The organism is Micromonospora palythoicola (assembly GCF_036689795.1).
Taxonomy (GTDB): Bacteria; Actinomycetota; Actinomycetes; order Mycobacteriales; family Micromonosporaceae; genus Micromonospora; species Micromonospora palythoicola.
On the sequence record NZ_JBAGKI010000017.1, the window covers coordinates 51,771 to 78,699 of the forward strand.

Annotated in this window: 25 protein-coding genes and 1 pseudogene; 17 read left to right on the forward strand and 9 right to left on the reverse strand. The window is 72.8% G+C overall.

The annotated features are described in order from the left end of the window. Nucleotides 1-15 precede the first annotated feature (15 nt). The 7 genes from V5O40_RS10540 to V5O40_RS10570 all read left to right on the forward strand — a co-directional run bounded on the left by V5O40_RS10540 (nucleotide 16) and on the right by V5O40_RS10570 (nucleotide 6,275). A complete protein-coding gene (locus V5O40_RS10540) occupies nucleotides 16-1,407 on the forward strand; it encodes an efflux RND transporter periplasmic adaptor subunit (protein ID WP_332905270.1) in 1,392 nt (463 codons plus the stop codon). After that, nucleotides 1,404-2,183 carry an ABC transporter ATP-binding protein gene (locus V5O40_RS10545; protein ID WP_332905271.1) on the forward strand — a complete coding sequence of 260 codons (780 nt, stop codon included), beginning with the start codon at nucleotides 1,404-1,406 and terminating at the stop codon, nucleotides 2,181-2,183. The genes V5O40_RS10540 and V5O40_RS10545 overlap by 4 nt, the downstream gene beginning before the upstream one ends. Further along, nucleotides 2,180-3,364, forward strand: a complete 1,185-nt coding sequence (locus V5O40_RS10550) for an ABC transporter permease (RefSeq protein WP_281582349.1) — start codon at nucleotides 2,180-2,182, stop codon at nucleotides 3,362-3,364. Before V5O40_RS10545 ends, V5O40_RS10550 begins: the two co-directional genes overlap by 4 nt. 225 nt (nucleotides 3,365-3,589) lie before the next feature. Beyond that, nucleotides 3,590-3,799, forward strand: coding sequence for a helix-turn-helix domain-containing protein (locus V5O40_RS10555; RefSeq protein WP_007465625.1), 210 nt, complete (start codon nucleotides 3,590-3,592; stop codon nucleotides 3,797-3,799). 221 nt (nucleotides 3,800-4,020) lie between these two features. Then, on the forward strand, nucleotides 4,021-4,122 hold the full coding sequence (locus V5O40_RS10560; protein WP_007465623.1) for a 30S ribosomal protein bS22: 102 nt from the start codon (nucleotides 4,021-4,023) through the stop codon (nucleotides 4,120-4,122). A 117-nt stretch (nucleotides 4,123-4,239) separates the two neighbouring features. Further along, a complete protein-coding gene (locus V5O40_RS10565) occupies nucleotides 4,240-5,313 on the forward strand; it encodes an NAD-dependent epimerase/dehydratase family protein (protein ID WP_332905272.1) in 1,074 nt (357 codons plus the stop codon). A 62-nt stretch (nucleotides 5,314-5,375) separates the two neighbouring features. Beyond that, a complete protein-coding gene (locus V5O40_RS10570) occupies nucleotides 5,376-6,275 on the forward strand; it encodes a lysophospholipid acyltransferase family protein (protein ID WP_269738738.1) in 900 nt (299 codons plus the stop codon). Between the two features lie 138 nt (nucleotides 6,276-6,413). Here the strand turns inward: V5O40_RS10570 and V5O40_RS10575 are convergent, their stop codons facing one another. The 3 genes from V5O40_RS10575 to V5O40_RS10585 all read right to left on the reverse strand — a co-directional run bounded on the left by V5O40_RS10575 (nucleotide 6,414) and on the right by V5O40_RS10585 (nucleotide 8,646). After that, on the reverse strand, nucleotides 6,414-7,274 hold the full coding sequence (locus V5O40_RS10575) for a DUF5667 domain-containing protein (RefSeq protein WP_332905273.1): 861 nt from the start codon (nucleotides 7,272-7,274) through the stop codon (nucleotides 6,414-6,416). A 281-nt stretch (nucleotides 7,275-7,555) separates the two neighbouring features. Continuing rightward, nucleotides 7,556-8,503, reverse strand: coding sequence for an ECF subfamily RNA polymerase sigma factor, BldN family (locus V5O40_RS10580; protein WP_332905274.1), 948 nt, complete (start codon nucleotides 8,501-8,503; stop codon nucleotides 7,556-7,558). Then, nucleotides 8,500-8,646 (reverse strand): hypothetical protein, encoded by a 147-nt coding sequence (locus V5O40_RS10585; protein ID WP_332905275.1) that lies wholly within the window; start codon nucleotides 8,644-8,646, stop codon nucleotides 8,500-8,502. The genes V5O40_RS10580 and V5O40_RS10585 overlap by 4 nt, the downstream gene beginning before the upstream one ends. Nucleotides 8,647-9,042: 396 nt before the next feature. Here V5O40_RS10585 and V5O40_RS10590 point away from each other — a divergent pair, with 396 nt between their 5' ends. From V5O40_RS10590 to hemB, 8 genes are all read left to right on the forward strand, one after another. Beyond that, nucleotides 9,043-10,623, forward strand: a complete 1,581-nt coding sequence (locus V5O40_RS10590) for an AMP-binding protein (RefSeq protein ID WP_332905276.1) — start codon at nucleotides 9,043-9,045, stop codon at nucleotides 10,621-10,623. Then, entirely contained in the window at nucleotides 10,616-10,867 is a 252-nt protein-coding gene (locus tag V5O40_RS10595) for a glutaredoxin family protein (protein WP_332905277.1), read from the forward strand. Before V5O40_RS10590 ends, V5O40_RS10595 begins: the two co-directional genes overlap by 8 nt. Before the next feature lie 38 nt (nucleotides 10,868-10,905). Continuing rightward, nucleotides 10,906-11,574 (forward strand): HAD family hydrolase, encoded by a 669-nt coding sequence (locus V5O40_RS10600; protein WP_332905278.1) that lies wholly within the window; start codon nucleotides 10,906-10,908, stop codon nucleotides 11,572-11,574. A gap of 338 nt (nucleotides 11,575-11,912) precedes the next feature. Next, nucleotides 11,913-12,683: a redox-sensing transcriptional repressor Rex gene (locus V5O40_RS10605; protein ID WP_164448464.1), complete on the forward strand. Its 771-nt coding sequence runs from the start codon at nucleotides 11,913-11,915 to the stop codon at nucleotides 12,681-12,683. Beyond that, a complete protein-coding gene (locus V5O40_RS10610) occupies nucleotides 12,680-14,008 on the forward strand; it encodes a glutamyl-tRNA reductase (protein WP_332905279.1) in 1,329 nt (442 codons plus the stop codon). Before V5O40_RS10605 ends, V5O40_RS10610 begins: the two co-directional genes overlap by 4 nt. Next, nucleotides 14,005-14,976 carry a hydroxymethylbilane synthase gene (gene hemC / locus V5O40_RS10615; RefSeq protein WP_281582344.1) on the forward strand — a complete coding sequence of 324 codons (972 nt, stop codon included), beginning with the start codon at nucleotides 14,005-14,007 and terminating at the stop codon, nucleotides 14,974-14,976. The genes V5O40_RS10610 and hemC overlap by 4 nt, the downstream gene beginning before the upstream one ends. After that, nucleotides 14,973-16,553 carry a bifunctional uroporphyrinogen-III C-methyltransferase/uroporphyrinogen-III synthase gene (locus tag V5O40_RS10620; protein ID WP_332905280.1) on the forward strand — a complete coding sequence of 527 codons (1,581 nt, stop codon included), beginning with the start codon at nucleotides 14,973-14,975 and terminating at the stop codon, nucleotides 16,551-16,553. Before hemC ends, V5O40_RS10620 begins: the two co-directional genes overlap by 4 nt. Nucleotides 16,554-16,588: 35 nt before the next feature. Further along, on the forward strand, nucleotides 16,589-17,572 hold the full coding sequence (gene hemB / locus V5O40_RS10625; protein ID WP_332905281.1) for a porphobilinogen synthase: 984 nt from the start codon (nucleotides 16,589-16,591) through the stop codon (nucleotides 17,570-17,572). A gap of 141 nt (nucleotides 17,573-17,713) precedes the next feature. Here the strand turns inward: hemB and V5O40_RS10630 are convergent, their stop codons facing one another. Next, nucleotides 17,714-18,730, reverse strand: a complete 1,017-nt coding sequence (locus V5O40_RS10630) for a GNAT family N-acetyltransferase (RefSeq protein WP_332905309.1) — start codon at nucleotides 18,728-18,730, stop codon at nucleotides 17,714-17,716. Nucleotides 18,731-18,802: 72 nt separating this feature from the next. Next, nucleotides 18,803-20,038 (reverse strand): lytic transglycosylase domain-containing protein, encoded by a 1,236-nt coding sequence (locus V5O40_RS10635; protein ID WP_332905282.1) that lies wholly within the window; start codon nucleotides 20,036-20,038, stop codon nucleotides 18,803-18,805. Between the two features lie 56 nt (nucleotides 20,039-20,094). Between V5O40_RS10635 and V5O40_RS10640 the strand changes: the two genes are divergently transcribed. Next, on the forward strand, nucleotides 20,095-20,313 hold the full coding sequence (locus tag V5O40_RS10640) for an FmdB family zinc ribbon protein (RefSeq protein ID WP_332905283.1): 219 nt from the start codon (nucleotides 20,095-20,097) through the stop codon (nucleotides 20,311-20,313). A gap of 166 nt (nucleotides 20,314-20,479) precedes the next feature. Beyond that, nucleotides 20,480-23,308, forward strand: coding sequence for an ATP-binding protein (locus V5O40_RS10645; protein WP_332905284.1), 2,829 nt, complete (start codon nucleotides 20,480-20,482; stop codon nucleotides 23,306-23,308). 63 nt (nucleotides 23,309-23,371) lie between these two features. On the opposite strand, the gene V5O40_RS10650 is transcribed toward V5O40_RS10645, so the two are convergent. From V5O40_RS10650 to V5O40_RS10665, 4 genes and pseudogenes are all read right to left on the reverse strand, one after another. Beyond that, nucleotides 23,372-23,908: a phospholipase gene (locus V5O40_RS10650; RefSeq protein ID WP_332905285.1), complete on the reverse strand. Its 537-nt coding sequence runs from the start codon at nucleotides 23,906-23,908 to the stop codon at nucleotides 23,372-23,374. Between the two features lie 181 nt (nucleotides 23,909-24,089). Next, entirely contained in the window at nucleotides 24,090-24,815 is a 726-nt protein-coding gene (locus V5O40_RS10655) for a methyltransferase domain-containing protein (RefSeq protein ID WP_332905286.1), read from the reverse strand. A 136-nt stretch (nucleotides 24,816-24,951) separates the two neighbouring features. Further along, a pseudogene (locus tag V5O40_RS10660) lies at nucleotides 24,952-25,203 on the reverse strand (hypothetical protein); the annotation flags it as partial. A 37-nt stretch (nucleotides 25,204-25,240) separates the two neighbouring features. Then, the gene (locus V5O40_RS10665) at nucleotides 25,241-26,878 is read right to left on the reverse strand and encodes an ABC-F family ATP-binding cassette domain-containing protein (protein WP_332905287.1); all 1,638 of its coding nucleotides are present in this window, start codon (nucleotides 26,876-26,878) and stop codon (nucleotides 25,241-25,243) included. Between the last annotated feature and the right edge of the window lie 51 nt (nucleotides 26,879-26,929).

The following is a 26,929-nucleotide window of genomic DNA, read 5'->3' on the forward strand; positions in this document are numbered from 1 at the left end:
ACAGCGGCTCGTAGCATGTGTCGCGTGCGCCGCCCCGACTCGCCGCGGCTGCCAGCCATGCGGCTCCGCCTGCTCACCGTCCTGCTCGCCGTCACCGTGCTGACCGTCACCACCACCGCCGCCTCCTGCGGTGGTGACGAACCGTCGATCACCCTCGCCGCCGCGGCCCGAGCGGCGGTGGCGGAGGAGATCGACGCCCCCGCCACGGTCGTCGCGCGTGCGGCGGCGACCCTCACCGCCCCGGCGGACGGCACGCTGGCCCGACTGCGGGTCAAGCCGGGGCAGCAGGTCAAGCGGGGCCAGGTGCTCGCGGTGATCAGCTCACCGTCGGCCCGGGAACGGCTCCGCCAGGCGCGTGACGCGCTGAACGCGGCGAAGCGCGCCGGTGGTGGCGGTGGCGGCGGTGACCTCGTCGGTTCCCTGCGCGGCACCGACCGGGCCGCCGAGCAGACCCACGCCGCCGCCCGCGCCGCCGCGGCGAGGATCGACGACCCGGAGCTTCGCAAGGCGCTGCTCACCCAGGTCGAGGCGGCCCAGCGGCGGTACGACGCGGCGGCCCGGGCCGCCGACCGGGCGGTACGGGAGGTGCAGCGCGGCGTGCGCAACCTGAACTCCGCCGTCAGCGCGCTCGCCACCGCCCAGCGACTCCAGGCCCAGCAGGCGTACGACCTGGCCGAGGCGAACGTCGACGCGTTGACCCTGCGCGCCCCGATCGCCGGGGTGGTGCAACCGGGCGGCGTCAGCAGCGGCGGTGGCTCGGCGGGGGCGCTCGCCGGGTTGTTGGAGTCGGGTGGGATGCCGGCGGGCATCGGTGCGGAGGCCCTCGGCGCGCCGGCCGGCCCGCCGCCCGGGGTGGACACCGCGATACCGGTGGGTGGTCGGGTCACCGCCGGCACCGCGGTGCTGACCGTGGTCGACACCCGCGACCTGGGTCTGCTCGCCGAGGTCGACGAGACGGACGTGCTGCTGGTCCGGCCCGGGCTGACCGGCACCGTCGAACTGGACGCCGTCCCCGGTGCCAGTTACCCGGCGACGGTCCGCTCGATCGACGTGCTGCCCAGCACCTCGGCCCGGGGCGGGGTGAGTTACCGGGTACGACTCGCGCTCGGCGACGGCCGCTTCGGTGAGGCCGAGCCGGCGCCCACCCCGCGCCCTGGAATGAACGCGGTGCTGCGACTGCGGGTCCGGGAGGAGGCGGACGCGGTGACCGTGCCCGCGTCGGCGCTCTTCTCGGTAGACGGTAGGGACACCGTCTGGCTGGTGCGCGACGGTCGTGCCGACCGGGCGGTGGTCACCGTCGGTGTCCAGGGCCAGGACCTGGTGCAGATCGTCGACGGGGTGCAGGCCGGGGACCGGATCGTCGTCCGGGGTACCGACCAGATCCGCGAGGGCCAGGAGATCGGGTGAGCCGGGGGCCGGCCATCGAGGCGTTCGACGTGTCCCGGACGTACGAGTTGGACGGGGTCTCGGTGCCCGCCCTGCGGGGCGTGTCGCTGACCGTCGGCGCCGGCGACTACGTGGCGCTGATCGGGCCCTCCGGGTCCGGCAAGTCCACGCTGATGCACCTGCTCGGCGGTTTGGACCGGCCCAGCGGCGGCCGTCTGGTCATCGGTGGCCGGGAGGTGGGCAGCCTGTCCGCACCGGAGCTGGCCCGGCTGCGCAACGAGACGATCGGATTCGTGTTCCAGGCGTTCCACCTGCTGCCGCGTACCTCGGCGGTGGACAACGTGGCGCTGCCGCTGGTGTACCGGGGGGTGGGCGCGCGCCAGCGGCGGGAGCGCGCCGCCGCGATGCTCGGCCGGGTCGGCCTGGGGCACCGGCTGCACCACCGGCCCAACCAGCTCTCCGGCGGCGAGCAGCAGCGGGTGGCGATCGCCCGGGCCCTGGTCACCGACCCGACCGTGCTGCTGGCCGACGAGCCGACCGGCAACCTGGACAGCGCCACCGGCGCGGCCGTGCTGGAACTGCTCGAACGACTCAACGTCGAGTCCGGGGTGGCGCTGGTGATGGTCACCCACGACGCGGAGGTGGCGGCCCGGGCCGGACGGCGCATCGCGATGCGGGACGGTGTGGTCGTCGCCGACAGCGCGGCCACCTCGGCCGACGAGCCGGCGGGGCCGGCAGGTGCGGACGCCGGCGGGGCCGGTGCGCGCGGAGTGGCTGACGGCGGGGCCGGCACGTGAGGGTGGCCGAGGCGTGGCGGGTGGCCTGGGACGCACTGCGGGCGAACCGGATGCGCAGCGCGCTGACCATGCTCGGGGTGGTCATCGGGGTGGCCTCCGTGGTGCTGCTGGTGGCCATCGGCACCGGCACCAAGCAGCGGGTGGAACAGCAGGTGGAGGGACTCGGATCCAATCTGCTGCTGGTCGTGCCGGGGCGACTGGACGTGGGCAGCGCGCCGGCGCTGTCCCCGCTCACCCTGCAGGACGTCGACGCGGTAGGGCGGGTGGTCGGCGATCCCGACCGGGTGGCCGTGACGGTCGCCTCGGGTGCGACCGTGCGGGCCGGCAACCGGGAGGACTTCACGACCGTGCAGGGGGTGCTGGAGACGACCCCGACGGTCTTCGCCCGGGAACTGGGCCGGGGCCGGTACCTGACCCGGGCCGATGTGGACACCGGCCGGCGGGTGGCGGTGCTCGGCGACTCGGTGGCCCGGTCCCTCTTTCCGGACCGGGAGGCGGTCGGCCAACAGATCAACGTCGCCGGTGTCCGTTTCCGGGTGATCGGCGTCTTCACCCCGCTCGGGCAGAGCCTCGGCGTCGACCGGGACGACGAGGTGCACGTGCCGGTGACGGCGGCGCAGCGGCTCTACGGCACCCAGCGGGTCGACGCCATCGCGGTGAAGGCGCCGGACCGGGAACGGATCGACGAGCTGGGTGACCGGATCGTGGCCGAACTCAACGGCCGGCACCCCGGTACCGAGTTCAGCGCCGTCACCCAGGAGCAGATTCTCGGTGTGCTGGGTGACATCCTCGGCATCCTGACCGGCGTACTGGCCGCCATCGCGGGCATCTCGCTGCTGGTCGGTGGGGTCGGCGTCTCCAACATCATGCTCGTCTCGGTACGTGAGCGGACCCGGGAGATCGGGCTGCGGAAGGCGGTCGGGGCCCGGCCCCGGGACATCGGTGTGCAGTTCCTGCTGGAGGCGGTGCTGCTGACCTCCGTCGGTGGGCTCACCGGGATGGCCCTCGGGGTGGGCGGCGCGCTGCTGGTGGCCGCGCTCTCACCCATCCCCGCGGCGGTGACCTGGTGGTCGCTGGCACTGGCCTTCGGCGTCTCCGCGGCGGTCGGCATCGTCTTCGGGGTGGTACCCGCGCAACGGGCCGGTCGGCTCGATCCGGTGGTGGCGCTGCGCGCCGAGTGACCTCCCCGATACCCGCGGCCGAGGTTGATCGTCGCCGGAATCCCGAGGACCGTACCCGACCAGGGGTTTTTCGCCGCCGCACCGGCACGATCCATGATCAGTTGCAGGAAGGGATCGCGCCGGTCACAGCCGTCCCGCTACCGTACTGGTAACACGCGCGTCGCCGGCCGCGCGGGAGGACCCGTGTGGCGGCACGCGCCGGGCATGGGATGGGTCGGGTGAGCCATGGCCGGGTCGCAGTCCGACGGTCGGCTGTCGGAGGTCAAGTTCCTGACCGTCGCCGAGGTGGCAACGGTCATGCGGGTGTCGAAGATGACGGTCTACCGCCTGGTGCACAGCGGCGAGCTGACCGCGGTGCGGGTGGGCAGGTCGTTCCGGGTGCCGGAGCACGCGGTGCACGAGTACCTGCGCGGCGCCTTCCAGGAGACCGCCTGACCCTGGTGCGGCCGGGTCACGCGGGCCCGGTGGAACGGGCATCGAGCGGGGGCGCGTTGGTCCTGCTGACGCAGTTTCGCTACGCTGGACTCCGATCGTGACCGCTGGTGCGCTCCGCCGCCCATCCCGCCGGTCCGATCCCTGTCCGCAAGCGGTCGCCGACGCCACGGGTTCGTGGTGTCCTCCCGGTCGCGCCGCACGTTGCATCGAAAGGCTGTCGTATGGGCTCGGTGGTCAAGAAGCGCCGCAAGCGCATGGCTAAGAAGAAGCACCGCAAGCTGCTGCGCAAGACCCGCGTCCAGCGTCGCCGTCTCGGCAAGTGACCGACGCCGGGCCTGGTCCCGGCGTCCGTCCCTCGCCAACTGTCGACCCTCGGAGGCTCAGGTGATCAGGCCGTGGCTGTCCCGGCTCGGTCCCACCTGCCGGGGTAGGTGCGAGACATGACCCCCGGTGGCTCCCAGAGCCCTCCGGGGGTCGTCGTCGTGACCGGGGTCAGTCGCTACCTCGGCGCGCACGTCGCCGCCCGGCTGGCCGCCGACCCGCGGATCGACCGGGTCATCGGCATCGACCAGCCGGAGCCCGGGCCCGAGCTCGACGCACTGCTCGACCAGGTGGAGTGGATCCGGGTCGACGCCGGCTCGGTCGGTGGTCTCCTCGCCGACCTCGACGTGGACACCGTGGTGCACCTGGCCCTGGTCAGCTCGCCTGATCCGCAACACGGTGGTCGGGCGGCGATGAAGGAGCAGAACGTCATCGGCACCATGCAGCTGCTCGCCGCGTGCCAGCGGGCACCACGGTTACGCAAGATCGTGGTCCGCTCCTCCACCGCGGCGTACGGCGCCTCGTTCCGCGATCCGGCCGTCTTCACCGAGGAGACCGAGCCGCGCGAGGTGCCGCGGGGTGGCTTCGGCCGCGACATCCTCGACATCGAGGGGTACGTCCGAGGCTTTCGCCGTCGACGCGGTGACGTCACCGCCACGGTGCTGCGCTTCGCACCGTTCATCGGCTCGACGGCGGACACCACGCTCACCCGCTACTTCGCGCAGCCGGTGGTGCCGACCATCTTCGGCCGGGACGCCCGGCTGCAGTTCCTGCACTTCGACGACGCGCTGGAGGTGCTGCACCGGTCGGTCGTCGGTGATCACCCCGGCACCTTCAACGTCGCCGGGCCCGGCGTGCTCGCGCTGTCGCAGGCGATCCGTCGCGCCGGTCGGGTCGCCGTGCCGGTGCTGGAGCCGGGCCTGTCCGGTGCCGTCGCGCTGGCCCGGGTCATGGGCTTCGGTCGCTACGGCCTCGACCAGGTCGACCTCTTCGTGCACGGCCGGGTGGTGGACATCTCCCGGCTGGAGCGGGAGTACGCCTTCACGCCCCGCTCGACCGCCGCCGCCTTCGACGACTTCATCCGGGCACACCACGGGCGTGCCGTGGTGACCCGGGAGCACCTGGCCGCCGCCGAGCAACTGGTGCTGGACCAGATCCGGCAGGTTCGGGCCGCCGTCCGGGAGCGGTCGTGACCGGGCCCGAGGAACGACACGACGAGGCACGCCTCGACGACCGGTACGCCGTGCCGGCGCCGGTGGCCCCCGACCCGACGCGACGCAACGGACACCGTCCGGCCGCTTCCGGCCAGGCGGGCGATGTCTGGGACCGCCGGGTCGCCGCCGGGCTGGCCTTCCTGCGCCGACGGCTGGCGGGCGACTACGAGGTGGACGAGTTCGGTTTCGACCGCGACCTGACCGGGGCGGTCTTCCATCCCCTGCTGCGCCGGCTGTACCGGGACTGGTTCCGTACCGAGGTCACCGGCCTGGAGAACGTACCCACGGACGGGGCGGGGCTGATCGTCGGCAACCATTCCGGCACCGTGGCACTGGACGCGTTGATCCTCTCCACCGCGCTGCACCACGAGCACCCGGACCACCGCTACCTGCGGCTGCTCGGTGCGGACCTGGTCTTCCGGATGCCGGTGGTCTCCGAGATCGCCCGCAAGACCGGCGGCACGATGGCCTGCAACCCGGACGCCGAGCGGCTCATGCGCCACGGCGAGCTGGTGGGCGTCTTCCCGGAGGGCTTCAAGGGCGTCGGCAAGCTGTACGCGCAACGCTACAAGCTGCAACGCTTCGGTCGGGGTGGCTTCGTCTCGGCGGCGCTGCGCACCGGCACTCCGATCATCCCGGTGGCCATCGTCGGCGGCGAGGAGATCTATCCGATGCTCGCCGACATCAAACCGCTGGCCCGGCTGCTCAAGCTGCCGTACTTCCCGGTGACCCCGACCTTCCCCTGGCTCGGGCCGCTGGGCATGGTGCCGTTGCCGAGCAAGTGGCTCATCGAGTTCTGCCCGCCGATCCCGACGGAACACCTGATGGACTCCGCGGACGATCCGCTGGTCGTGTTCAACCTCGCCGACCAGGTACGGGAGACCATCCAGCAGACTCTGCACCAGTTGCTGGAGCGTCGGCCCGACCCGTTCGGTCCTTAGACTCCAGGTGCACGGAGCAGCTTCCCCGCACGGCCGTCACCGTCACGTCGAACCGGGCGAGCGGTGGTTCGCGACGGATTCCACCGCGCGACTGCCGGCGTGCCGGTCCGGGCCCGGCGGGCTCGAAGCGCCGACTGGTCAGGAGCAGGTGGTGGGGATCGGGCCGAGCGTGTCGCTGCTGACGGTGAACTCCTGGCCGCAGGCGATGGCGGCCCGCACGGCCTCGGCCCGCTCGGCGACGGATTCGAGCAGCGCCAGCGATTCGCCGGTGCGCGCCCGGTCGATCCGGGAGCCCCGACCCCCCAGCGCGCTCAGCGAACGCCGCTGATCGGTGAGGAACGCGTCGACCGCGGCCAGTGCCGCGGGATCCGAGCGCTGCGCGGCGGCCCCGGTGAGCAGGCGTACGCCCTGCCGGGTGTCCGCGTCCATGTCGTCGAGCACCGCACGGTATCCACCGGGGCTGCCCTTCAACGTGGCCGCCTCGGCCAACCGGGTGCGGGCGAAGTCGAGAAAGAGCTGTCCCCGACTGATGTCGGAGCTGGTGAGCGCGAGCTGCGCCCGTTCGGTGCCGCGCTTCATGCCGTACAGCGCGTCACCGGGCACCGCGTCCTCGCTGGCGGCCGAGATACCGGAAACGGCCACCGCGCCGGCGGCGATGCCGATGAGGATCGCACCGCGAGCGCGGGCCCGACGGGCGGTCACCGGGGGCAGTAGCGAACCACGACCGGAAGACGCCTTCTCGGCCGGGCGGGCCGGGACCGGCGCGCCGACCCCCTCACGAACGGCGGTGGCCAGCAACATCGCCCGCAGGCCGGTGCGGAACTCCGGGTCGACCTCGGCGTCCGGCGCGTTGGCACCGAGATGCCGGCCAAGCGTGACGAGTGGTGCGAGCTGATGGTCGTCCCTGGACCGCACGTGATGACGTCGGCCGCCGTTGGCTTCGTCGAGAAGCTGCGCGAAGCGCTCGGCGCGCCGACGGGAGAAGAGGGCGTTGTCCACCGTGGCACCTCCTCTCGCTGGTCACGGCCGGTCGGCCGCGTTCACCGCCAGCGACCGATGACCTCGTGACACCACGGCGAGGGGCCGTCGTCGGCACCGTCGCAGGTCATCCGGAGGCCCCCGAGGGCTCCCGGCCTGTCACCGGTCGCACCCGGAGAAACGCGCCGCGCCGGGGGCGGGTTACGGCCCGGCCGGTGCCGAAATTACGCAAAGTGATCGCTGTCAGGTCTGAGCGCTCGGCAGCCGACCAGGACGGGCCGCCATCGTGACGGTGCCGAAGGTCACGGCTGGAAGCCGTCCGGAAGCAGCCGCGCCAGGGCCCGGACCGCCCGGTACTGCAGCGCCTTGATCGCACCCTCGTTCTTGCCCATCGCCCGGGCGGTCTCGGCGACCGAGAAGCCCTGGAGAAAGCGGAGCACGATGCATTCCTGCTGCTCGGGGTTGAGGCGTTTCACCGCACCCAACAGGGCGACGTTCGTGATGTGCTCCACCACCGCCGCCTCCGGGCTGCCCTCCGGGCCTCGATCCTCCCGGTCGGCGTCGAGGACGTCGCCGGTGGTGACCTCCAGCCGGTACCGGCCGGACTTGAAGTGGTCGGCGACCAGGTTGCGCGCGATGGTGACCAGCCAGGCACCGAGGTCGCGACCCTGCCAGGTGAAGCTGCCGATCCGCTTGAGAGCGCGCAGGAAGGTGTCCGAGGTGAGGTCCTCGGCGAGTTGCCGGTTGCCGACCCGGAAGTAGACGAAGCGGAACACCGTGTCCACGTAGCGGTCGTAGATCAGCCCGAACGCCTCGGCCTCGCCGGCCTGGGCGCGCTCGACGAGGGCCCATACCTCGGTGGCCGGATCGGAGGGGTCCGGGCGGCTCGGGAACCCGGTCGAGGTGCCGGTCGTCGCGGGCACCGCGGGAATTACCGCGGTCTCGGTGGTGGACACCTCGGTGACCGGCGCGTCCCCACTGCGCCGAGCCTGAGCCGGCATCGTCGGGCGGTTCGGGGAGGCGACCCGCCCGCCGGCGGGCTTGGCGTTCCCACCGGGCACCGGTGGTCGATGTGGCGGCTCGTTCTGGTGGGGCCGACTGCCCACCCGGCGCGCGGTACCGTCACCCCGGACGGTGAGATTGGCCGACGCGTCCGGTGCGCCGTGGGCACCGCCGCGTTCGTTGATCGGAGCGCGGGCGGCCGGTCCGGTCAGGCCGATCGGACGCTCGGCGAAGCCGAAGGTGGTCATCGCGCCGCCTCCGTTCCGCCGGTGGCCGCCGGGCCGGCGACGACCGGTCGGCCGGTCGTCGCCTCGTCGGGCAGGGGGGCTCCGGGGCGTGCCGACGGGCGGCAGATCCCCTTGAGGTGCTGGTCCAATGCGCTCAACGGCACGGGGGCCTCCTCGGGCTGAGGGGTGTCGACTCACGGCAAATGGGGTGAGCCGACCCGAGTGATGATAGGGCCAACGTCACCCGCGCGTGGCAAGTCCGTTACACAGGGCCGAAGTATTTCCTGACGTGTCGCCGACCCGGCGGACCGGTTGTCCGTCGGGTGTGGTTGACAACAGGCCACTCACATGTTCCCCATTGGAGCCGCTGTTCCCGCAGGTGACAGGCGGGATCGACGGCGAATGCCGGGGCCCGGTGCGGACCGGCGGCGGCACCGGGCCGGGCGTCCACGGTGTGTCGCTGTCGCACCCGTACCGCACCGTCGGTGACGCCATTCGGTGCCGTGGACGGGACTCGCGGGCGTGGCCCTGCGGATCGGGCTGTGCCAGACTCAGCCACCGTGCAGGATCCTGACTCGGTCTCCGGTCCCAACCTCGCCGACCGTCTTCGCCGGGCGGCGGCGCGGCACCCGGGCAAGCCCGCCCTGCATTGGCAGGATCGGACGATCACCTGGTCCGAACTGGACGAGGCGGTGAGCGGTGCGGCCCGGGCGCTGGCCGACACGGTGCCGGGGGTCGACGCGACCCGGCCAGCGGCGCGGGTCGCCGTGGCGCTGCCGAACGTGCCGGATTTCGTGGTCACCCTGCTCGGCGCGCTGCGCGCCGGGCTGACCGCGGTACCGGTGAACCCCGGCCTGACCGGGCGCGAGCTGCGACACGTCCTGGCTGACTCGGGCGCGTCGGTGCTGATCGGTACCGAGCGGATCCGGGGCCTGGTGGCGGAGCTGGACCTGCCCGCGCTGGTCGCGGTGCACACCGGCGCACCGACCGGCGGTGACGACCGGACGTTCCCGGTCCGGGGTGCCGACGACCTGGCGATGCTGCTGTACACCTCGGGCACCTCGGGCTGGCCCAAGGGAGCCATGCTCTCCCACGGGGCGTTGGCGGCCAACCACGAACAGATCGGCCGGATCGACCCCCCGGTGGTCGGCCCGGACGACACCGTGCTGCTGGCCCTGCCGCTGTTCCACGCCTACGGGCTGAACTCCGGGCTGGGTGCCGTGCTCCACCATGGTGCGACCGGAGTCCTGGTCGACGACGCTGGATCCGACGCGGCGCTCGCCGAGATCGCCCGGCACCGGGTGAGCGTCCTGGTGGGCGTACCGTCGATGGTGCAGGCCTGGGCCCGGGCGGGTGCCGACACCCTCGCCGCGGCGATGGCCGCGGTACGGACCGTGGTGTGCGGCGCGGCGCCGCTGGAGCCGGCCGACGCGGCGCGCTTCACCGAGGCCGCCGGACGTCCGGTACACGTCGGGTACGGCCTGACCGAGACCGCCCCGGTGCTCACCTCGACCCTGGTCGGCGGCGAACCCCGGCCCGGCTCGATCGGCCGTCCGTTGCCCGGCGTGCAGGTGCGGCTGGTCGGTGCGGACGGCACGGAGCTGTGGCGCGACGGAGTGGCCGCGCCCGACGACGATCCGGACGAGATGAACCTCACCGACCCGTCCTCGGGTACCGATCCGGGACAGCTCGTGGTGCGTGGGCCGAACCTGTTCTCCGGATACTGGCCGGACGGCGCGGGCGGACCGGACGCCGACGGCTGGTGGCCCACCGGCGACGTGGCGTACGCCGATGTCGACGGCGACCTGTTCCTGGTCGACCGGATCGGCGAGCTGATCCTGGTCAACGGCTTCAACGTGTATCCGCACGAGGTGGAGCTGGTGTTGTCGGCCCATCCCGCGGTGGCGGAGTCAGCCGTAGTGGGTGTGCCGCACCCGAGGACCGGGGAGACTGTCCGGGCGTACGTGGTGCCGAGGCCGCAGGCCGCGGTGGCACGCGCCGAGCTGATCGACCACTGCACGCGTAACCTGGCCAGATTCAAGTGCCCGACCGAGGTCGAGTTCGTCGACGTGCTGCCGCGCTCGGTGATCGGGAAGGTACGCAAGACCCTGCTCGGTACGACGGAGGAGACCGATGCGTGAACCTCGCCTGACGCTGATCACCCGTCCCGGCTGTCACCTCTGTGCGGACGCCAGGGCGGCGCTCGACCGGGTGGTCGCGGTCACCGGCGACCGGTGGACCGAACGGGATGTCAGCGGCGACGTGGAGCTGGAGCGCGAGTACGGCGACCGGCTGCCGGTGGTGCTGCTCGACGGCAGGGAACACGGCTACTGGCGGGTCGAGGAGGAACGGCTGCTGCGCGACCTGACCACCCCGCAGCTCTGAGGCCGCCGCGCCGGGTCGCGGCCGGATAGGGTGCGGCGATGACCCCTGCGAGCACCCATCTGGTGTGGGACTGGAACGGCACCCTGCTCAACGACCTGAGCCTCGTGGTGGCCTGCACCAACGCGGTGTTCGCCAGCGAGGGCGGGCCGAGCGTCACCCCCGACGAGCACCGGGTGAGGTTCCGCCGGCCGATCGCCGACTACTACACGGAGATCCTCGGCCGCGCGGTGGACGACGACGCCTTCGGCCGGCTGGACAAGATCTTCCACGACGCGTACCGGATGGGTCTGACCACCTGTGAGCTGGCGCACGACGCCGTGGACGCGATGGCGGCCTGGTCGGGCAGCCAGTCCCTGTTGTCGATGTGGTTCCACGACGAGCTGGTGCCCGCCGTCGAGACGTACGGCCTGACCGGTCGGTTCGCCCGGGTCGACGGGCTGCGGGCGCAGATCGGCGGCGACCGCAAGGCGGAGTCGCTGGCGCGGCACCTCGACGCGTTGGGCATCGACGGCCGGTCGGTGGTGCTGATCGGCGACTCGCTCGACGACGCTGACGCGGCCCGGTCCGTCGGCGCCCGCGCCGTCCTCTACAGCGGTGGCTTCACCGACCGCGCCCGGTTGCTCGCCTCCGGCCACCCCGTCGCCGACTCGCTCACCCAGGCCGTGACCCTCGCCACCGGTTCCACCGGCCCACTGCGTCGTTCATGACGTTGTCGGGCAGGAAATTCGGCGTGTCGGGGCGATAACTTCACGATCGGCGAATGGGGAACGGGGTCGAGGGCTACGTGTGATTGGTCAGAGAAGTCGGGATTGAGCGATAATCGCGCGGGCACCGACGGTGAGGTGGTGATCGATCTTGTGGGATGGAGGGGCCGGTGGGGACGCGGGCCGTGCCAGCAAGATCGCGATTTGTGCACGTCTTCACAAGCGCCTACTCTGTAATTCCGACGCGCCCCGCTAGCACAGCCGGCACCATCGGTCGTCGGCGGGAGTCCCGAAACGGCCGACCGGTGGAGTTGGTCGAGGATCGCACCGCACGGAGTCTCATGAGTCAGCACCGTCACCCTGGCGCGCCCGGTCGCGCAGGTGCCGTACCGGCGCTCCCGGACCTGCCCGAGGCGACGGTGGCCCGGCTCCCCGAATACCTCCGTGCCCTGCACAACCTCGCGGAAACCGGTCACGAGACGGTTTCCAGCGAAGGGCTGGCCAACGCCGCCGGAGTGAACTCGGCCAAGCTCCGTAAGGACCTGTCCCAGCTCGGCTCGTACGGCACCCGGGGCGTGGGCTACGACGTCGGGCTGCTGATCGATCAGATCGAGTACGTGCTCGGGCTCACCCAGCGCCGGGCGGTCGCCCTGGTGGGCGTGGGTAACCTGGGTCACGCCCTGGCCGGCTACGACGGCTTCGCCAGCCGTGGGTTCCGGATCGCCGCCCTCCTCGACGCCGACCAAGAGCGGGTCGGTGAGGAGATCAACGGCCTGGTCGTGCAGCACATCGACGAGCTGCCCCGGGTGGCCGCCGAGGAGTCCATCGCTATCGGTGTCATCGCCACCCCGGCCGCCGCCGCGCAACGGGTGGCGGACCAGTTGGTCGCCGTCGGCGTGACCAGCATCCTGAACTTCGCGCCGTGCGTACTCTCGGTCCCCGAAGGGGTCGACGTGCGCAAGGTCGACCTGGCCATCGAGTTGCAGATCCTGTCGTTCCACGAGCACCGCAAGGCATCCCTGACCGCGTTGCCCGCCGCCGGTGGGTCCGCCCTGACCGCCCTGCCCGGTGGTCTCGCGGTCACCGAGAGCCAGGAGGCGATCGGCACGTGAAACTCCTCGTCGTGGGCGCGTCCTACCGCACCGCACCGGTCGCCACCCTGGAACGACTCGCGGTGTCACCCAGCGGGCTCGACCGCACGCTGGGTCGGCTGGTCGCGCAGCCGTACGTGAGCGAGGCCGTGCTCGTCTCCACCTGCAACCGGGTGGAGGTCTACGCGGCGGTCTCCGGCTTCCACGGCGGCCTCGGCGACATCTGCGCCGTGCTCGCCGAGCAGGCGGGTTGCCAGCCCGCCGCGCTGGCCAACCACCTCTACGTGCACTTCGACTCGGCTGCGGTGGATCACGTCTTCCGGGTCGCCGCCGGCCTGGACTCGATGGTCATCGGCGAGGCGCAGATCCTCGGGCAGCTACGTGACGCCTACCACTGGGCCAGCGCTGCCGACACCGCCGGCCGGCTGCTGCACGAGCTGATGCAGCAGGCGCTGCGGGTGGGTAAGCGGGCCCACTCGGAGACCGGCATCGACCGCGCCGGTCAGAGCGTGGTGACCGCCGCGCTGGGACTCGCCGCCGGTCACCTCGACGACGACCTCACGGGTCGACCCGCCCTGGTCGTCGGTGCCGGAGCGATGGGCTCGTTGGGCGTGGCGACGCTGTCCCGGCTCGGTGCCGGACCGCTGACCGTGACGAACCGGAGCACCGGCCGCGCCGTCCGGCTGGCCGAGTCCTACGGAGCCGGCGCGCGACCGATGGCCGAGTTGGTCGACACCCTCACCACGGTGGACGTCGTGGTGGCCGCCACCGCCTCGCCCGAGCCGGTCCTCACCCGCGAGGTGGTCGCCGCCGCGACCGCCGACCGCGCCCCCGGGCGTGGCCCACTGGTCCTGCTCGACCTCGCGGTGCCGCGAGACGTCGGCCCCGGCGTCGCCGAGCTGCCCGGCGTCGAGGTGATCGACATCGACCGGATGGCGGCGCTGCTCGCCGACGGCCCGGTCGCCGCCGACGCCGCCGCCGTCGAGCGGATCGTGGCCGGCGAGGTCGAGTCCTTCCTCTGCTGGCTGCGCGGTGCCGACGTGGCGCCGACCGTCGCCGCCCTGCGCGGCCGGGCCGACGACGTGGTCGCCGCCGAGCTGCGCCGGCTCGCGCAACGCCGTCCCGACCTCAGCGACGACCAGCGTGCCGAGGTGGCCCGTACGGTGCACCGGGTGGTCCAGCGGCTGCTGCACCAGCCGACCGTCCGGGTCCGTCAGCTCGCCGCCGAACCCGGCGGCGACCAGTACACGGCCCTGCTGCGGGAACTGTTCGACCTCCAGGTCCCGCAGACCTCGCCGGTGGACACCGTGCCCGACATCACCCCACCCACCGGAGGCGACCGATGAACGAGGCCCCGCTGCGCCTCGGTACCCGGGGCAGCAAGCTGGCGATGGCCCAGTCGGGGCAGGTCGCCGAGGCGTTGACGGCGCGTACCGGACGTCCCGTGGAGCTGGTCGAGGTGGTGACCGCCGGCGACCGGTCCAGCGCGCCGGTGCACCGCCTCGGGGTGGGCGTGTTCGTCTCCGCACTACGTGACGCGCTGGTCGCCGGGACGATCGACTTCGCGGTCCACTCCTACAAGGACCTGCCCACCGCGACCGCGGCGGGGCTGCACATCGCCGCGGTGCCGCCGCGCCAGGATCCGCGTGACGCGCTCGTCGCCCGCGACGGCAGGACGCTCGCCGAACTTCCGCCCGGCGCGGTCGTCGGCACCGGCGCGCTGCGCCGGATCGCCCAGCTGCACGCGCTGGGCATGCCGCTGTCGGTCACCCCGATCCGGGGCAACATCGACACCCGGCTGGCCCGGGTGCTCGGCCCGGAGGCCGACCTGGACGCCGTCGTCCTGGCCCGGGCGGGCCTGACCCGCATCGACCGCGCCGACGCCGTCACCGAGACGCTCGACCCGATGCTGATGCTGCCGGCCCCGGCTCAGGGAGCCCTGGCGGTGGAATGCCGGCTCGACGACACCGACCTGGTCGAGTTGCTCGCCCTGCTCGACCACGCACCGTCACGCGCCGCGGTCACCGCGGAGCGGGCGATGCTGGCCACCCTGGAGGCCGGATGCTCCGCTCCGGTCGCCGCCTACGCCGAACTCGCCGAGGGCGACAACGGTGATGAGATCTACCTGCGCGGGGCGGTGATCAGCCCGGACGGTACGCACGAGGTCCGGCTGTCCCGCACCGGTACGCCCGCCGACGCGGCGGAGATCGGTAAGGCACTCGCCGCCGAACTCCTCGACCTCGGCGCCGACTCGATCCTCGGCCCGCAAGGACACGACGGCCCGGGGACCCAGCAATTTGGGAGCACAGAATGACCCGCACCCGTAAGCCCGTAGGCCGTATCGCGTTCGTCGGGGCAGGACCCGGCGACCCGGGCCTGCTGACCCGCCGGGCGCACGACGCCCTGGTCGGCGCCGACCAGGTGGTGTACGACCGGGGAGTACCCGAGTCGCTGCTCGACGTCGTCCGGGCCGAGGCCAGCTCCGACGCCCAGTTCACGCCGGCCGAGGGCGCGCCGGGCGACGTGGCCAAGATCCTGATCTCGGCGGCCCGCTCCGGGCAGAACGCGGTGCACCTGGTGGCCGGCGATCCGTTCGGGCACGACTCGGTGGTCAAGGAGGTGCAGGCGGTGGCGCGTACCGCCGCGCACTTCGAGGTGGTACCCGGAGTCGGCCAGGCCGAGGGGGTGGCCACCTACGCGGGCGTGCCGCTGCCGGGCGTACGCACCGCCGCCGACGTCGAGGACGTCAGCGCCCTGGACTTCGACGCGCTGGCGGCGGCCGTGCAGCGCGGTTCGCTGGCGCTGGCGGTCGACGCCGGTGACCTGGCCGCGATCCGTGACGGGCTGCTGGCCGCCGGCGTGAACGGCGCCACCGACGTCGGAGTGACCGGCGACGGCACCGGGGAGACGCAGTACACCACCACGTCGACCGTGGACTCCTTCGTCGCGGCGGCACTCGGTTTCACCGGCCGGGTCGTGCTGACCGTCGGCGACGGTGTCGGCCAGCGGGACAAGCTCAGTTGGTGGGAGAACCGCCCGCTGTACGGCTGGAAGGTGCTGGTGCCCCGCACCAAGGAGCAGGCCGGCGCGATGAGTGCCCGACTGCGGGCGTACGGGGCGATCCCGTGTGAGGTGCCGACCATCGCGGTGGAGCCGCCGCGTACCCCCGCCCAGATGGAGCGGGCGGTCAAGGGCCTGGTCGACGGCAGGTACGCCTGGGTGATCTTCACGTCGGTCAACGCGGTGCGGGCGGTCTGGGAGAAGTTCGCCGAGCACGGGCTGGACGCCCGGCACTTCGGCGGCGTCAAGATCGCCTGTATCGGCGACGCCACCGCCGACGCCGTCCGGGCCTTCGGCATCCAGCCGGAGCTGATTCCCTCCGGTGAGCAGTCCTCCGAGGGGCTGCTGGCCGAGTTCTCGCCGCACGACGAGGTGCTCGACCCGGTCGGCCGGGTGCTGCTGCCGCGCGCCGACATCGCCACCGAGACGCTCGCCGCCGGGCTCACCGAGCGCGGCTGGGAGGTCGACGACGTGACCGCGTACCGGACCGTCCGGGCCGCTCCGCCGCCCGCCGAGATCCGGGACGCGATCAAGTCGGGCGGGTTCGACGCGGTGCTGTTCACCTCGTCCTCCACGGTCCGGAACCTGGTCGGCATCGCCGGCAAGCCGCACACGCGTACCGTTGTCGCTGTCATCGGGCCCAAGACGGCGGAGACCGCGACGGAGTTCGGCCTGCGGGTCGACGTCCAACCGCCGCACGCGTCGGTGCCCGATCTGGTGGAGGCGCTCGCCGGCTACGCCGTCGAGCTGCGGGAGAAGCTCGCCGCGATGCCGGCGAAGCAGCGCCGTGGCTCGAAGGTCCAGGGGCCGACCGCGCTGAGGTTCCGGTAGCCGCTCCGGCTCCGGCTGGTCGTCAGGGAGGGTTCATGGCGTACCCAGAGATGCGGCCCCGTCGGCTGCGCCGCACCGCGGCGATGCGTCGGCTGGTCGCCGAGACCCGCGTCGACCCGGCCGAGCTGGTCGTGCCGATGTTCGTCAAGGAGGGGCTGACCGAGCCGCGGGCCATCGCCTCGCTGCCGGGGGTGCTCCAGCACTCGCGCGACTCGCTGCGCAAGGCGGCGGTGGAGGCGGTGCAGGCCGGCGTCGGCGGGATCATGCTGTTCGGCGTGCCCACGTCGCGCGACGAACGTGGTTCCGGCGGCATCGACCCGAACGGCATCCTGAACGTCGCGATCCGGGACGTGGTCGCCGAGGTGGGCGACGCGACGGTGGTGATGAGTGACCTCTGCCTGGACGAGTTCACCTCGCACGGGCACTGCGGGCTGCTCACCCCGGCCGGCGAGGTCGACAACGACGCCACCCTCGCCGCGTACGCCGAGATGGCGGTGGCCCAGGCCGCCGCCGGGGTCGGGGTGGTCGGGCCGTCCGGCATGATGGACGGCCAGGTCGGGGCGGTACGCGCGGCACTCGACGCGGCCGGTCACACCGACGTGGCCGTCCTCGCGTACGCCGTGAAGTACGCCTCGGCGTTCTTCGGCCCCTTCCGGGATGCGGTGGAGTCGGCGCTGGAGGGGGACCGACGGGCCTACCAGCAGGATCCGGCGAACCTGCGCGAGTCGCTACGTGAGGTCGCGCTGGACGTCGCCGAGGGCGCCGACATGGTGATGGTCAAGCCGGCGCTGCCGTACCTGGACGTGGTGTCGGCGGTCCGCGCCGCCGTGGACGTGCCCGTGGCGGCCTACCAGGTCTCCGGCGAGTACGCGATGGTCGAGGCGGCCGCCGCGAACGGCTGGATCGACCGGGAGCGGGTGATACTGGAAACCCTCACCTCGATCCGCCGCGCCGGTGCCCAGATCATCCTCAGCTACTGGGCCGTCGAGGCCGCCCAACTGCTCCGCCAGCGTTACTGACCCTGCTCGACCCCGAGCACGCGACGGCTGACGGCTGCGCTGTCGCGGCGGCCTGTTCGCACGCCAACCCCGTCTGCACTGGTAGCGACCATCGACCGAACCAGTGCCATCACCCTGAGTAACGGCGGCGGAGGCGACCGGTCAGCGCGTCGCGTCGAGGCGGTGGACCAGCTCGGCGACGTCGATGCTGTATTCGCACCAGTCCCGGTCGGTGCGGTAGCCCAGCTCGGCGTTGACCTTGAGCATGGCCTCGTTGGCCTGCGCGTTCCAGGTCTGCACCTCGGTCAGTTGCGGCTCGGCCGAGCGCAGTTCCAACAGCATCCGAGCCTTTATCGCCCGGTCGATGCCGTAGCCCCGGTGATCCTGCACCACGATCGTGTCGTACTGGTCGGCGCGGGTCGGATGCTGGGCCGGCACGACCACCTCGGTGAGGCCGGCCACCTCACCGGTCTGCTCGTGCAGGGCGAGCACGATGTACGGCTTCATGCCCCGCCGGTGCAGGCAGTCGAGGCTGTCCCGGAGCCGCTGCGGATCGTACGAGCTGGGTCGTAGCTCGCCGTCCTCGATGTCCCGGATCTCGGCCTTGGCCCGCGCGTACGCCTCGATCAGCTCGTCCGGCGGACCGCCGGGGTGAAACTGGACGCGGTAACCGGCGCCGAGCCCGGTGGACATCTGCGCCAACTCGGCCCAGTCGACGCCGGAGAGGTCGAGGACGCTGCGGGTCTCCACGTACTCCCGGGTGAAGCCGAGCGATTCGTAGAAGGCGACGGCGGGAGTGTCGCCGACCACCTCCACCCCGATCGACTCGAAGCCCTCCTGGTAGACCCGGCGGGCCGCGCGCAGGACGAGATCGCGGCCCAGGCCACTGCGCCGCGCGGACGGGTGGACCAGGACCTCCAGCACGCCGATGTTGCCGAGCAGCAGCACGTGCACCTGACCGAGGATGGCTCCCGGAGCGCCGTCGACGTCTGGATCCTCCTGCGCGATCCAGGAGATCCGCCGTTCGCCCGGCATCACCTCGGCGAGGTATTCCCGCAGGGAACTCTCCCGCCACGGCGGATCCTGCGGAAGATCGGCCGCCAGGACCGCGTTCAGCGTGTCCAGCAGCGACGCGATCTCGGCGGACGACGCGGTCCTGGGGTCCCACTCGCGCACCATCACCCGTCTAGCTTGCCGTCATCCGCAGCCGGGGGGAAGTGTCCAGTTCTCCAATGTATGCGGACGATCACTTCACGTGCGACTGGCCTGTCCGTACCGGTTGGCGGCGTCGAAGACGTCCTGGGCGTACCTTCGGACATCGTTGTACGACAGGATCGCGTTCCACCAGTCGCCCGGAATGGTGAGGTTCCGGCCGCCCTTGCACAGGTACATCCCGGCCGCGAGCGCGGCGTCGTGGATGTTGTGCGGGTCCTCACGGCCGTCGTTGTCCGCGTCGGCGCCGATCTCCTCCCAGGTGGTCGGGATGAACTGCATCGGCCCGATCGCCCGGTCATAGGTGGTGTCGCGGTCCAGCTCGCCCCGGTCGGTGTCGGCGATCCGCATCCGGTTGCCCTGGCCGTCCAACGGCAGACCGATGATCTCCGGGACAGCCCGGCCGTCCGCGCCGAGCTGGGCGTTGTTGGCCTGTCCGTGGCGGGACTCGACCAGGCCGATCGCGGCCAACGTGGTCCAGCTCAGGCCGCAGGCGCGGTCGGTCTCGGCGAGCACCAGCTCGGCGTAGCCGTACGCCTGCATGGCGATCGGGTCGATGCCGACCTTGGCGCCGGTGTCGCGGGCCCAGCCGGCCAGGGCGTCGGACGGGCGTCCACCGACCGGCCCGGCGGTGCCCGGTGGGGTCACACCCGGCGGAAGGGTCGCGGTGGGAGGCGGGAACTGCCCCGGTGGCGGCACCTGACCGGACGGCGTCAGGTCGCTGGGCAGCGCGTCGGCGGTGGCGTCGACCGCCACCGGACGCGGAGCGCCAAGGGTGGCGGGCACCACCAGCGCGCCGGCCGTGGCGGTCGCGGCGACCAGGACGAGCAGGAACACGCCGGGCAGGGTCAGTCGGCCGCTCGGCCGGCGCGACCAGGCGCGGGTCGCCCGGGCCGCGGCCCGGGGCCCGGGCAGGCGTACGGCGTGCCCGAAGCGCACCCGGCGGCGCCGGGCTGCCGGTGCGCCGGACTCCGGAGTGGACTCCTCGACAGTGGTCTTCGGCGTCGACTCCGCGTCGGGACCAGCCTCCGGCGCGGCCGTGGCGCTGCCCTTCGGGCCGTCCGCCGCAGTGGTGCCGTCGGTGGCCACTGCCGGAACCGGGTCGGTGGCGGGTGGGTCCGGTGCCGGGTCGTCGGCGGGCTTGCCGGAACTCAGCCAGGGACGGCGGGGACGGGGCAGCCTGGTTGCCGGCCCGTCCGGGCCGGCGCCGGAGTCGGCGCGCGGCGTGGCCGGTCGCAGGGGCCGCAGGGTGATGCGCTCTTCGCCGTCTGCCACCCGTCGAGTATCACCCATGTCTTCGCCGGCGTCAGGTCCGGTCGTAGGCTGACGGCATGCCCCGGTACGAGTTCCGTTGTCGCGCCTGCGGCGCCACCTTCGAGGTCAACCGTCCGATGGCGCGGGCCGGTGAGCCGGCGCCCTGCCCGCAGGGGCACGCCGACACGGTGAAACTGCTCTCCACGGTCGCGGTCACCGGCCGTGGTGGCGGCCGGTCCGGCGCCTCGTCCGCACCCGCCGGTGGCGGCTGCTGCGGTGGCGGCTGCGGCTGCTGACCACGCCGGGACGGTTGGTCGACGGGTGGTACGGGTGGCTGCCGGCCTTGCCCGGACGCAGGGTCCGATGGCACCTTGGGTCGGAGCCTCGGCCGGCCGTTCTCACGATGCGTGATGATCCGGTCTCGGGAAGTATGGTGCCGAGACCAGGGGGGAGGTTCCACGCATGCCGCCACGGATCCACCTCCCGACCGGTTGGGTGACCTTCGTATTCACCGACATCGAGGGCTCCACCCGGTTGGCCCAGCTGCTCGGGTCCGGCTACCGGCCGGTCCTCGCCGAGCACCGGCGGCTGCTGCGCCGGACGATCGCGGCGGCCGAGGGCGCGGAGCTGCTGACCGAGGGCGACTCGTTCTTCCTGGCCTTCGATGACGCGGGAGCGGCGTTGACCGCCTGTCTGACCGCGCAGCGGGCGCTCGGCGAGCACGAGTGGCCGACGCCCGAGGCGGCCCCCCGGGTCCGGATGGGACTGCACACCGGTTGGGCGGAGCCACGCGACGGCGAGTACGCCAGCCCCGAGGTGCACCGGGCCGCCCGGGTCGCCGCCGCCGCGCACGGCGGACAGATCCTCTGCTCCGGCGCCACCGCGCGGCGGGCCCGGCCACTGCCGGCCGGCGCCTCCCTGCTCGACCTCGGGCTGCACCGGCTGCGTGGTTTCGACGACCGGGAACGGCTCTTCCAACTCGTCGCGCCCGGCCTGGAGCGGCAGTTCCCACGGCCGCGTACCGCCGACGTGGTGGCGCACAACCTACCGATCCAGGTCACCACCTTCGTCGGCCGGCAGACCGAACGCGCCGAGCTGGGTCGACTGGTGAGTCGGCACCGGCTGGTCACCGTCCTCGGTGCGGGCGGCAGCGGCAAGACGCGGCTGGCCGTGGAGTTCGCCACCGACCTGGTGGACGAGTACCCGGACGGAGTGTGGTTCGTCGACATCGCCGCGGTCACCGACCCCGGACTTGTCGCCTTCGCCGTCGCCGCGGTGCTCGGTCTGCGGCCGGAGCCGGGCCGCCCGATGGTCGACACGCTTGTCGAGTACGCCGCTCCCCGCCGGATGCTGATCGTGCTCGATACCTGCGACGCCCAGCCGGCGTCCTGCGCCGACGCGGTCTCCCGACTGCTGGCCGGCGGCGGTGGCGTGCGGGTGCTGGCCACGACCCGCGAACCGCTGGGGTTGCCGGGCGAGGTGGTGTGGCGGATCCCGCCGTTGACCGTCGATCCGGCACCCGACGGCACCGAGAGCGACGCGGTGGCGCTGCTGTTGGATCGGACGGCGGCGGCGCGGGGCGGGCGCCAGCCGGACCCGTCGGAGTCGGCCGACGTACGGCGGGTGGTGCGGCGACTTGACGGTCTGCCACTCGCCATCGAGCTGGCCGCGGCCCGGCTGCGGGTGCTCTCGGTGGGTCAGCTCGCCGAGCGGCTCGACGACGTGCTCGGCACGCTCGACGCCGGCCGCGAGGACCCGCTGCCGCTACCGCCCGATCGGGGTAACACCGGTAACCAGCGGGACACCGTCGACCTGGCCGCGGCGGCCACCGGCGTGAGTCGCTCGACCCCGGCCACCCGAGCGGCGGCCCGCTCGGCGGTCGAACGGCACCTGACCATGCAGGCGACGGTGACCTGGTCCTACCGGACGCTCGGGCCGCGTGCCGCGCGACTGCTGCGTTGGCTGGCGGTCTTCGCCGGCCCGGTCGACCTGCCGACGGTGGAGTGGCTGCTCGACGACGACCCGCTCGATCCGCTGTCGGTGCTTGTCGACAAGTCGATGGTGCTGGCGGAGCCGCACGCGGCCGGCTGCACCTACCGGATGCTCGACCCCATCCGGGCGTACGCGGCGCGGCGGCTCGCCGACGCCGGGGAGGAGCAGGCGGCCCGTGACCGGCACGTGGCCTGGTCGGCGCACGCCCTTGAACGGGCTCACCTCGGCCCGGACGGGCAGCCGGTGACGCTGTCGCTGTACGCGCTCGATCCACTCGCCGGTGAGCTGCGCGCCGCGCTGCGCTGGTGCGCCACGGGTGGCAGTGCCCGGGCCGGCCTGCGGCTGGCCGGCGGACTGGACCAGTGGTGGCGTGAGCGCGGGCTGGCCCGGGAAGGGCGGCTCTGGCTGTTCCGGCTGTACGGTCGGCTGGCCGAGACCGGCGAGGTGGTCCCGGAGGACGAACTGGCGGCGGCCTACCACATGCATTCGCTGCACGCCGGTGGCGACGGCGAGTTCGGCGAGGAGCTGCGCTACTCGCAGCGGGCCGAGGCGGCGGCCCGTCAGGCCGGAGACGCCGGCCTGCTGGCCCGGGTGCTCGCCGGCCGCGCCGCGCCGCTTGTCGACATGGGACAGTTCGCCGAGGCGGAGCGGGTCTGTCGGGAGGTCATCGACTGGGCGCAGGACCAGGGGGTCGAGTCGGAGGCGCTGTTCGCCGTGCTCCGGTTGGCCGAGCTGCTGTGGCGGCGGGGCGCGCTGGACGAGGCGGCGGAGCTGCTCGGTGCGGCCCGGCCGGTGGAGGCGGCCCGACCGGCCGACCGGGGGCGTCGCTCGGTGGACATGCTGCTCGGCATGGTCGCGCTGGCTCGGGGTGACCTGGTGGCCGCGCACGAGCACCTGTTGGCGGCGCTCCGGTCCCGGATGAATCACGGTTTTCATGGGCGGGCCTGTGACACGTTGAACGCGGTCGCGGTGCGCTGCGCGCTCGGTGACCAGCCGCTGACCGCGGCCCGGCTCTTCGGTGCCGCCCAGGCGACCCGGGCGGGGCTGCGGTCGACGCCAGGCATCTACGAGGCGTACTGGACGCAGCGGCAGGCCGCGCTGCGGCGGGTGCTCGGCGACGCCGCCTTCGACGAGGCGTACGGCGAGGGGGCCGAACTGGGGTTGGACGAGGCGGTCGCGTTGGCGCTCGGGGTCGAGCATCCCGACCTGGCGGCCGATTCAGGGCGGTTCACCACCGGCACGGGTCGCTCCGCCCCACGCCAGTCCAGCACCGTCGACCGCCACACCGAGCACGCCTGAGCGACGGTCGCTGACCGGCGGGACGCCCGGCCGCGGGTGCTGCCGGGCGTCCGTCGCTGGCCGTCAGGCGCGAGCGCGTCGTTCCGCGTCGGCCTTCATCCGGGCGGCCCGGTCGATGTCGGACTGCTGCACGGCGGCTACCGAACCGAAGATGGCGACCGCCTGGTAGTACGTCCACGCCAGGCTCAGGCAGGCCGGCCGGACGACGGAGTTGTACGTGGCGCAGGACCGCTTCAGGTCCTCGTAGAAGGCGCTGTCGAGGCGCGGCTTGTTGGCACTGAACTGGCCGACCGCCTTGTAGTTGCGGTAGCCGAAGTCGTGTCGGGCGCAGGACAGGCTGAACTTGAACCCGAGTGGGTTGTCCGGACTGGACGAGCAGTAGTCGGTGGACCAGTCGAAGTTGTACTCCGCCCAGGGTGCGCGATTCTGGCGGGCGGAGTACCAGGCGTTGTAGCTGCTGACGCTGGTCTGGGTCCAGCTGGACAGGACGGACAGCTTCTGCTGTGGGGTGACGGCCGCCGTGGCGGGGGAGGCCACGGCGAGGGCGGTGAACAGCGCGAGCAGGCCCGAGGCGAGGGTGGTGGCGAGACGTCTGGGCATGGTCATACCTCCGCGGGGGTGTGCGGCAGGGCCGGTTGTTACCGGCGAGTTACCGGGGTTCGATAAGTCTCGATCAATGGCGCGGCCTGCCGGTGTTACCCGCGAGAAATATTGGTGACCGGTGCCGAAACAGACGAATGCCCTGGACACCGGCGGTGTCCAGGGCGCTGGCCGGGCGGCCCTAGTCGAAGAAGCGGGCTAGATGGGTGGCGGAGGGGCCGTCGTCATCCCGCCCCAGCGGGGTGAGGTCGGCGAAGATGGAGGCGCCGTCGCTGCCGGCGTGCAGGGGGTACCAGCGTGGGGTGCCCGGCGGTCGCATCACGCAGATGCCCTTGACGGTCTGCACGTCCAGCAGCCGCACGTGGGTCGGGTCGGCCACCGCGTTCACATGCCCCCACCAGGGGCTCATCACGTGCAGTACGCCGCCGGGGCGGAGTACCCGGTGACACTCGTCCAGCAGTGGGAGGAAGTCGATCAGGTGTTCCAGGATGTGCACCGCGAACAGCACGTCCACCGAGTCGTCGGCCAGCGGCAGGGAGCCGGACAGGTCGGCGACCGCGTCCACGCCGGGGGCGGGGAAGATGTCGAGCCCGAGGTTGCCCGGCCACTGCTTGGTGGCGCCGCAACCCAGGTCGACCACCACCGGGTCGCGCCCGCCGACCCGTACCCGGCACCAGACGCCGAAGACCCCGGCCAGCCGACCGACCTGCTCGCGTACCAGTCGCAGCTGGGCTTGCTCGTCGACCTCGCCGGTGAGGTGGGCGACGCCCCGGTCGAAGCGGACCTCGACACCGAGTGGGCGCAGCCGCTCGTCGTGGCGGACCTGGTCCGTCCATGCCTCGGTGAGGAACCCGTCCATCGCCCGCAGTCGCTCGGCGGAGGACGGAGAATGTGCCAACGCGACCATGCCGGGCCACCTCCGGCCGCCCGTTACCCGGATAGCCGCCCGGTATGCGCTGGTTGTGGGTGGAATTCGCGCCGGGTCAGCGCGGGATCGGCCGGCGTGGACGTCCCGAGCGCATCCGCTGCCGCGGCGCGGCCGCCGTCCGGGGCCGCTTCAGGTGGTAGCGGTGCAACTCGTTGTTGCCGGGCAGGGACGGGTCCTCGCTCATCGCGACCAACTCCCAGCCCTGGTCGCCGGCCCGGTTGAGATGGGCCAGCGCGGTGTCGCCGTACGGCGTGACGTCGATCATGGAACCGTCCGGGCCGTACCAGGAAAAGATCACCTCGAAGCCGAGGTCGTTGGTGGCGGCCTGACGGCGCCGTACCAACAGGGCGTACTCCCACCTGAGCATGGGGTCATTGTCGCTCCGCCGTCCGGATTCCGCCGGATCAGAACTCGGTGATCCGCCCGGCGTCCACCCGCAACCGCCGGTCCAGGCGGACCGCCTCCAGCATCCGCCGGTCGTGGGTCACCAGCAGCAGCGTGCCCGGGAAGCTGGCCAGGGCGGACTCCAACTGCTCGATGGCCGGCAGATCGAGGTGGTTCGTCGGCTCGTCCAGCACCAGCAGGTTGACGCCGCGCCCCTGCAACAGGGCCAACGCGGCCCGGGTCCGTTCGCCGGGGGAGAGCGTCGCGGCCGGGCGCAGCACGTGCTGCGCGCGCAGGCCGAACTTGGCCAGCAGCGTCCGCGCGTCCGCCGGCGACATGTCCGGCACCGCGGCCCGGAACGCCTCCAGCAGCGGCGCGTCACCGAGGAACAGCCCACGGGCCTGGTCCACCTCGCCGACCACCACGCCCGGCCCGAGCGCGGCCTGGCCGGCGTCCAGCGGCAACCGGCCGAGCAGGGCGGCCAACAGGGTCGACTTGCCGGAACCGTTCGCCCCGGTCACCGCCACCCGGTCCGCCCAGTCGATCTGGAGGTTCACCGGGCCGAGGGTGAAGTCTCCCCGGCGTACCACGGCGTCGCGGAGCGTGGCCACGACGGCGCCGGCGCGGGGCGCGGCGGCGATCTCCATCCGCAGCTCCCACTCCTTGCGTGGCTCCTCCACCACCTCCAGACGTTCGATCAGCCGCTCGGTCTGCCGGGCCTTCGCCGCCTGCTTCTCGGACGCCTCGGACCGGAACTTCCGGCCGATCTTGTCGTTGTCGGTGGCCTTGCGCCGGGCGTTGCGGACCCCCTTCTCCATCCAGGCCCGCTGGGTTCGCGCCCGTGCCTGGAGCGCGGTCCGGGTGTCGGCGTACTCCTCGTAGTCCGCGCGCGCCTGGCGGCGGGCCACCTCCCGCTCCTCCAGGTACGCCGCGTAGCCGCCACCGAAGTGGTTCACCTGCTGCTGGTGCAGGTCCAGTTCCAGCACCGAGGTGACCGTGCGGGCCAGGAACTCCCGGTCGTGGCTGACCAGCACCGTGCCGGCGCGCAGGCCGGTGACGAAGTTCTCCAGCCGGTCCAGCCCGGCCAGGTCCAGATCGTTCGTCGGCTCGTCGAGCAGGAACACGTCGTACCGGCTGAGCAGCAGCGACGCCAGCCCGGCGCGGGCGGCCTGGCCACCGGAGAGGCTGGTCATCTGCTGGTCGAGATCGACGGCGAGGCCCAGTTCGGCGGCGACCTCCTCGGCCCGCTCGTCCAGATCGGCCCCGCCGAGTCCGAGCCAGCTCTCCAACGCGGCGGCGTACGCGTCGTCCGCGCCCGACCGGCCGGCGGTCAACGCCTCCGTCGCCGCGTCGAGCGCGGACTGCGCCCCGGTCACGCCGGTGCGACGGGCCAGGAAGGCCCGCACCGTCTCCCCGGGCCGGCGCTCCGGCTCCTGGGGCAGGTGCCCGACGCTCGCGCCGGGCGGGCTCACCGCGACACTGCCGGCCTCGACCGGCAACAGACCGGCGAGCGTACGCAGCAGCGTCGACTTGCCGGCTCCGTTGGCGCCGACCAGGCCGACCACGTCGCCGGGCGCGACCACGAGGTCGAGACCGGTGAAGAGGGTTCGTTCCCCGTGCCCGGCGGCGAGATCCTTGGCGATCAGCGTGGCGCTCACAAGCAGCCGAGCCTACCCGTCGCCGCGCGGCCGACCCCCGGGACGAGGCAG

Excerpts from the sequence above, each read along its gene's own strand:
- V5O40_RS10540 (WP_332905270.1), top strand. The coding sequence starts at position 16 with ATGTGTCGCGTGCGCCGCCCCGACTCGCCGCGGCTGCCAGCCATGCGG.
- V5O40_RS10565 (WP_332905272.1), top strand. The coding sequence starts at position 4,240 with ATGACCCCCGGTGGCTCCCAGAGCCCTCCGGGGGTCGTCGTCGTGACC.
- V5O40_RS10650 (WP_332905285.1), bottom strand. The coding sequence starts at position 23,908 with ATGCCCAGACGTCTCGCCACCACCCTCGCCTCGGGCCTGCTCGCGCTG.
- V5O40_RS10555 (WP_007465625.1), top strand. The coding sequence starts at position 3,590 with ATGGCCGGGTCGCAGTCCGACGGTCGGCTGTCGGAGGTCAAGTTCCTG.
- hemB (WP_332905281.1), top strand. The coding sequence starts at position 16,589 with ATGGCGTACCCAGAGATGCGGCCCCGTCGGCTGCGCCGCACCGCGGCG.
- V5O40_RS10605 (WP_164448464.1), top strand. The coding sequence starts at position 11,913 with ATGAGTCAGCACCGTCACCCTGGCGCGCCCGGTCGCGCAGGTGCCGTA.
- V5O40_RS10645 (WP_332905284.1), top strand. The coding sequence starts at position 20,480 with ATGCCGCCACGGATCCACCTCCCGACCGGTTGGGTGACCTTCGTATTC.
- V5O40_RS10600 (WP_332905278.1), top strand. The coding sequence starts at position 10,906 with ATGACCCCTGCGAGCACCCATCTGGTGTGGGACTGGAACGGCACCCTG.
- V5O40_RS10560 (WP_007465623.1), top strand. The coding sequence starts at position 4,021 with ATGGGCTCGGTGGTCAAGAAGCGCCGCAAGCGCATGGCTAAGAAGAAG.
- V5O40_RS10620 (WP_332905280.1), top strand. The coding sequence starts at position 14,973 with ATGACCCGCACCCGTAAGCCCGTAGGCCGTATCGCGTTCGTCGGGGCA.
- V5O40_RS10630 (WP_332905309.1), bottom strand. The coding sequence starts at position 18,730 with ATGGTGCGCGAGTGGGACCCCAGGACCGCGTCGTCCGCCGAGATCGCG.
- hemC (WP_281582344.1), top strand. The coding sequence starts at position 14,005 with ATGAACGAGGCCCCGCTGCGCCTCGGTACCCGGGGCAGCAAGCTGGCG.
- V5O40_RS10655 (WP_332905286.1), bottom strand. The coding sequence starts at position 24,815 with ATGGTCGCGTTGGCACATTCTCCGTCCTCCGCCGAGCGACTGCGGGCG.
- V5O40_RS10595 (WP_332905277.1), top strand. The coding sequence starts at position 10,616 with ATGCGTGAACCTCGCCTGACGCTGATCACCCGTCCCGGCTGTCACCTC.
- V5O40_RS10580 (WP_332905274.1), bottom strand. The coding sequence starts at position 8,503 with ATGACCACCTTCGGCTTCGCCGAGCGTCCGATCGGCCTGACCGGACCG.
- V5O40_RS10640 (WP_332905283.1), top strand. The coding sequence starts at position 20,095 with ATGCCCCGGTACGAGTTCCGTTGTCGCGCCTGCGGCGCCACCTTCGAG.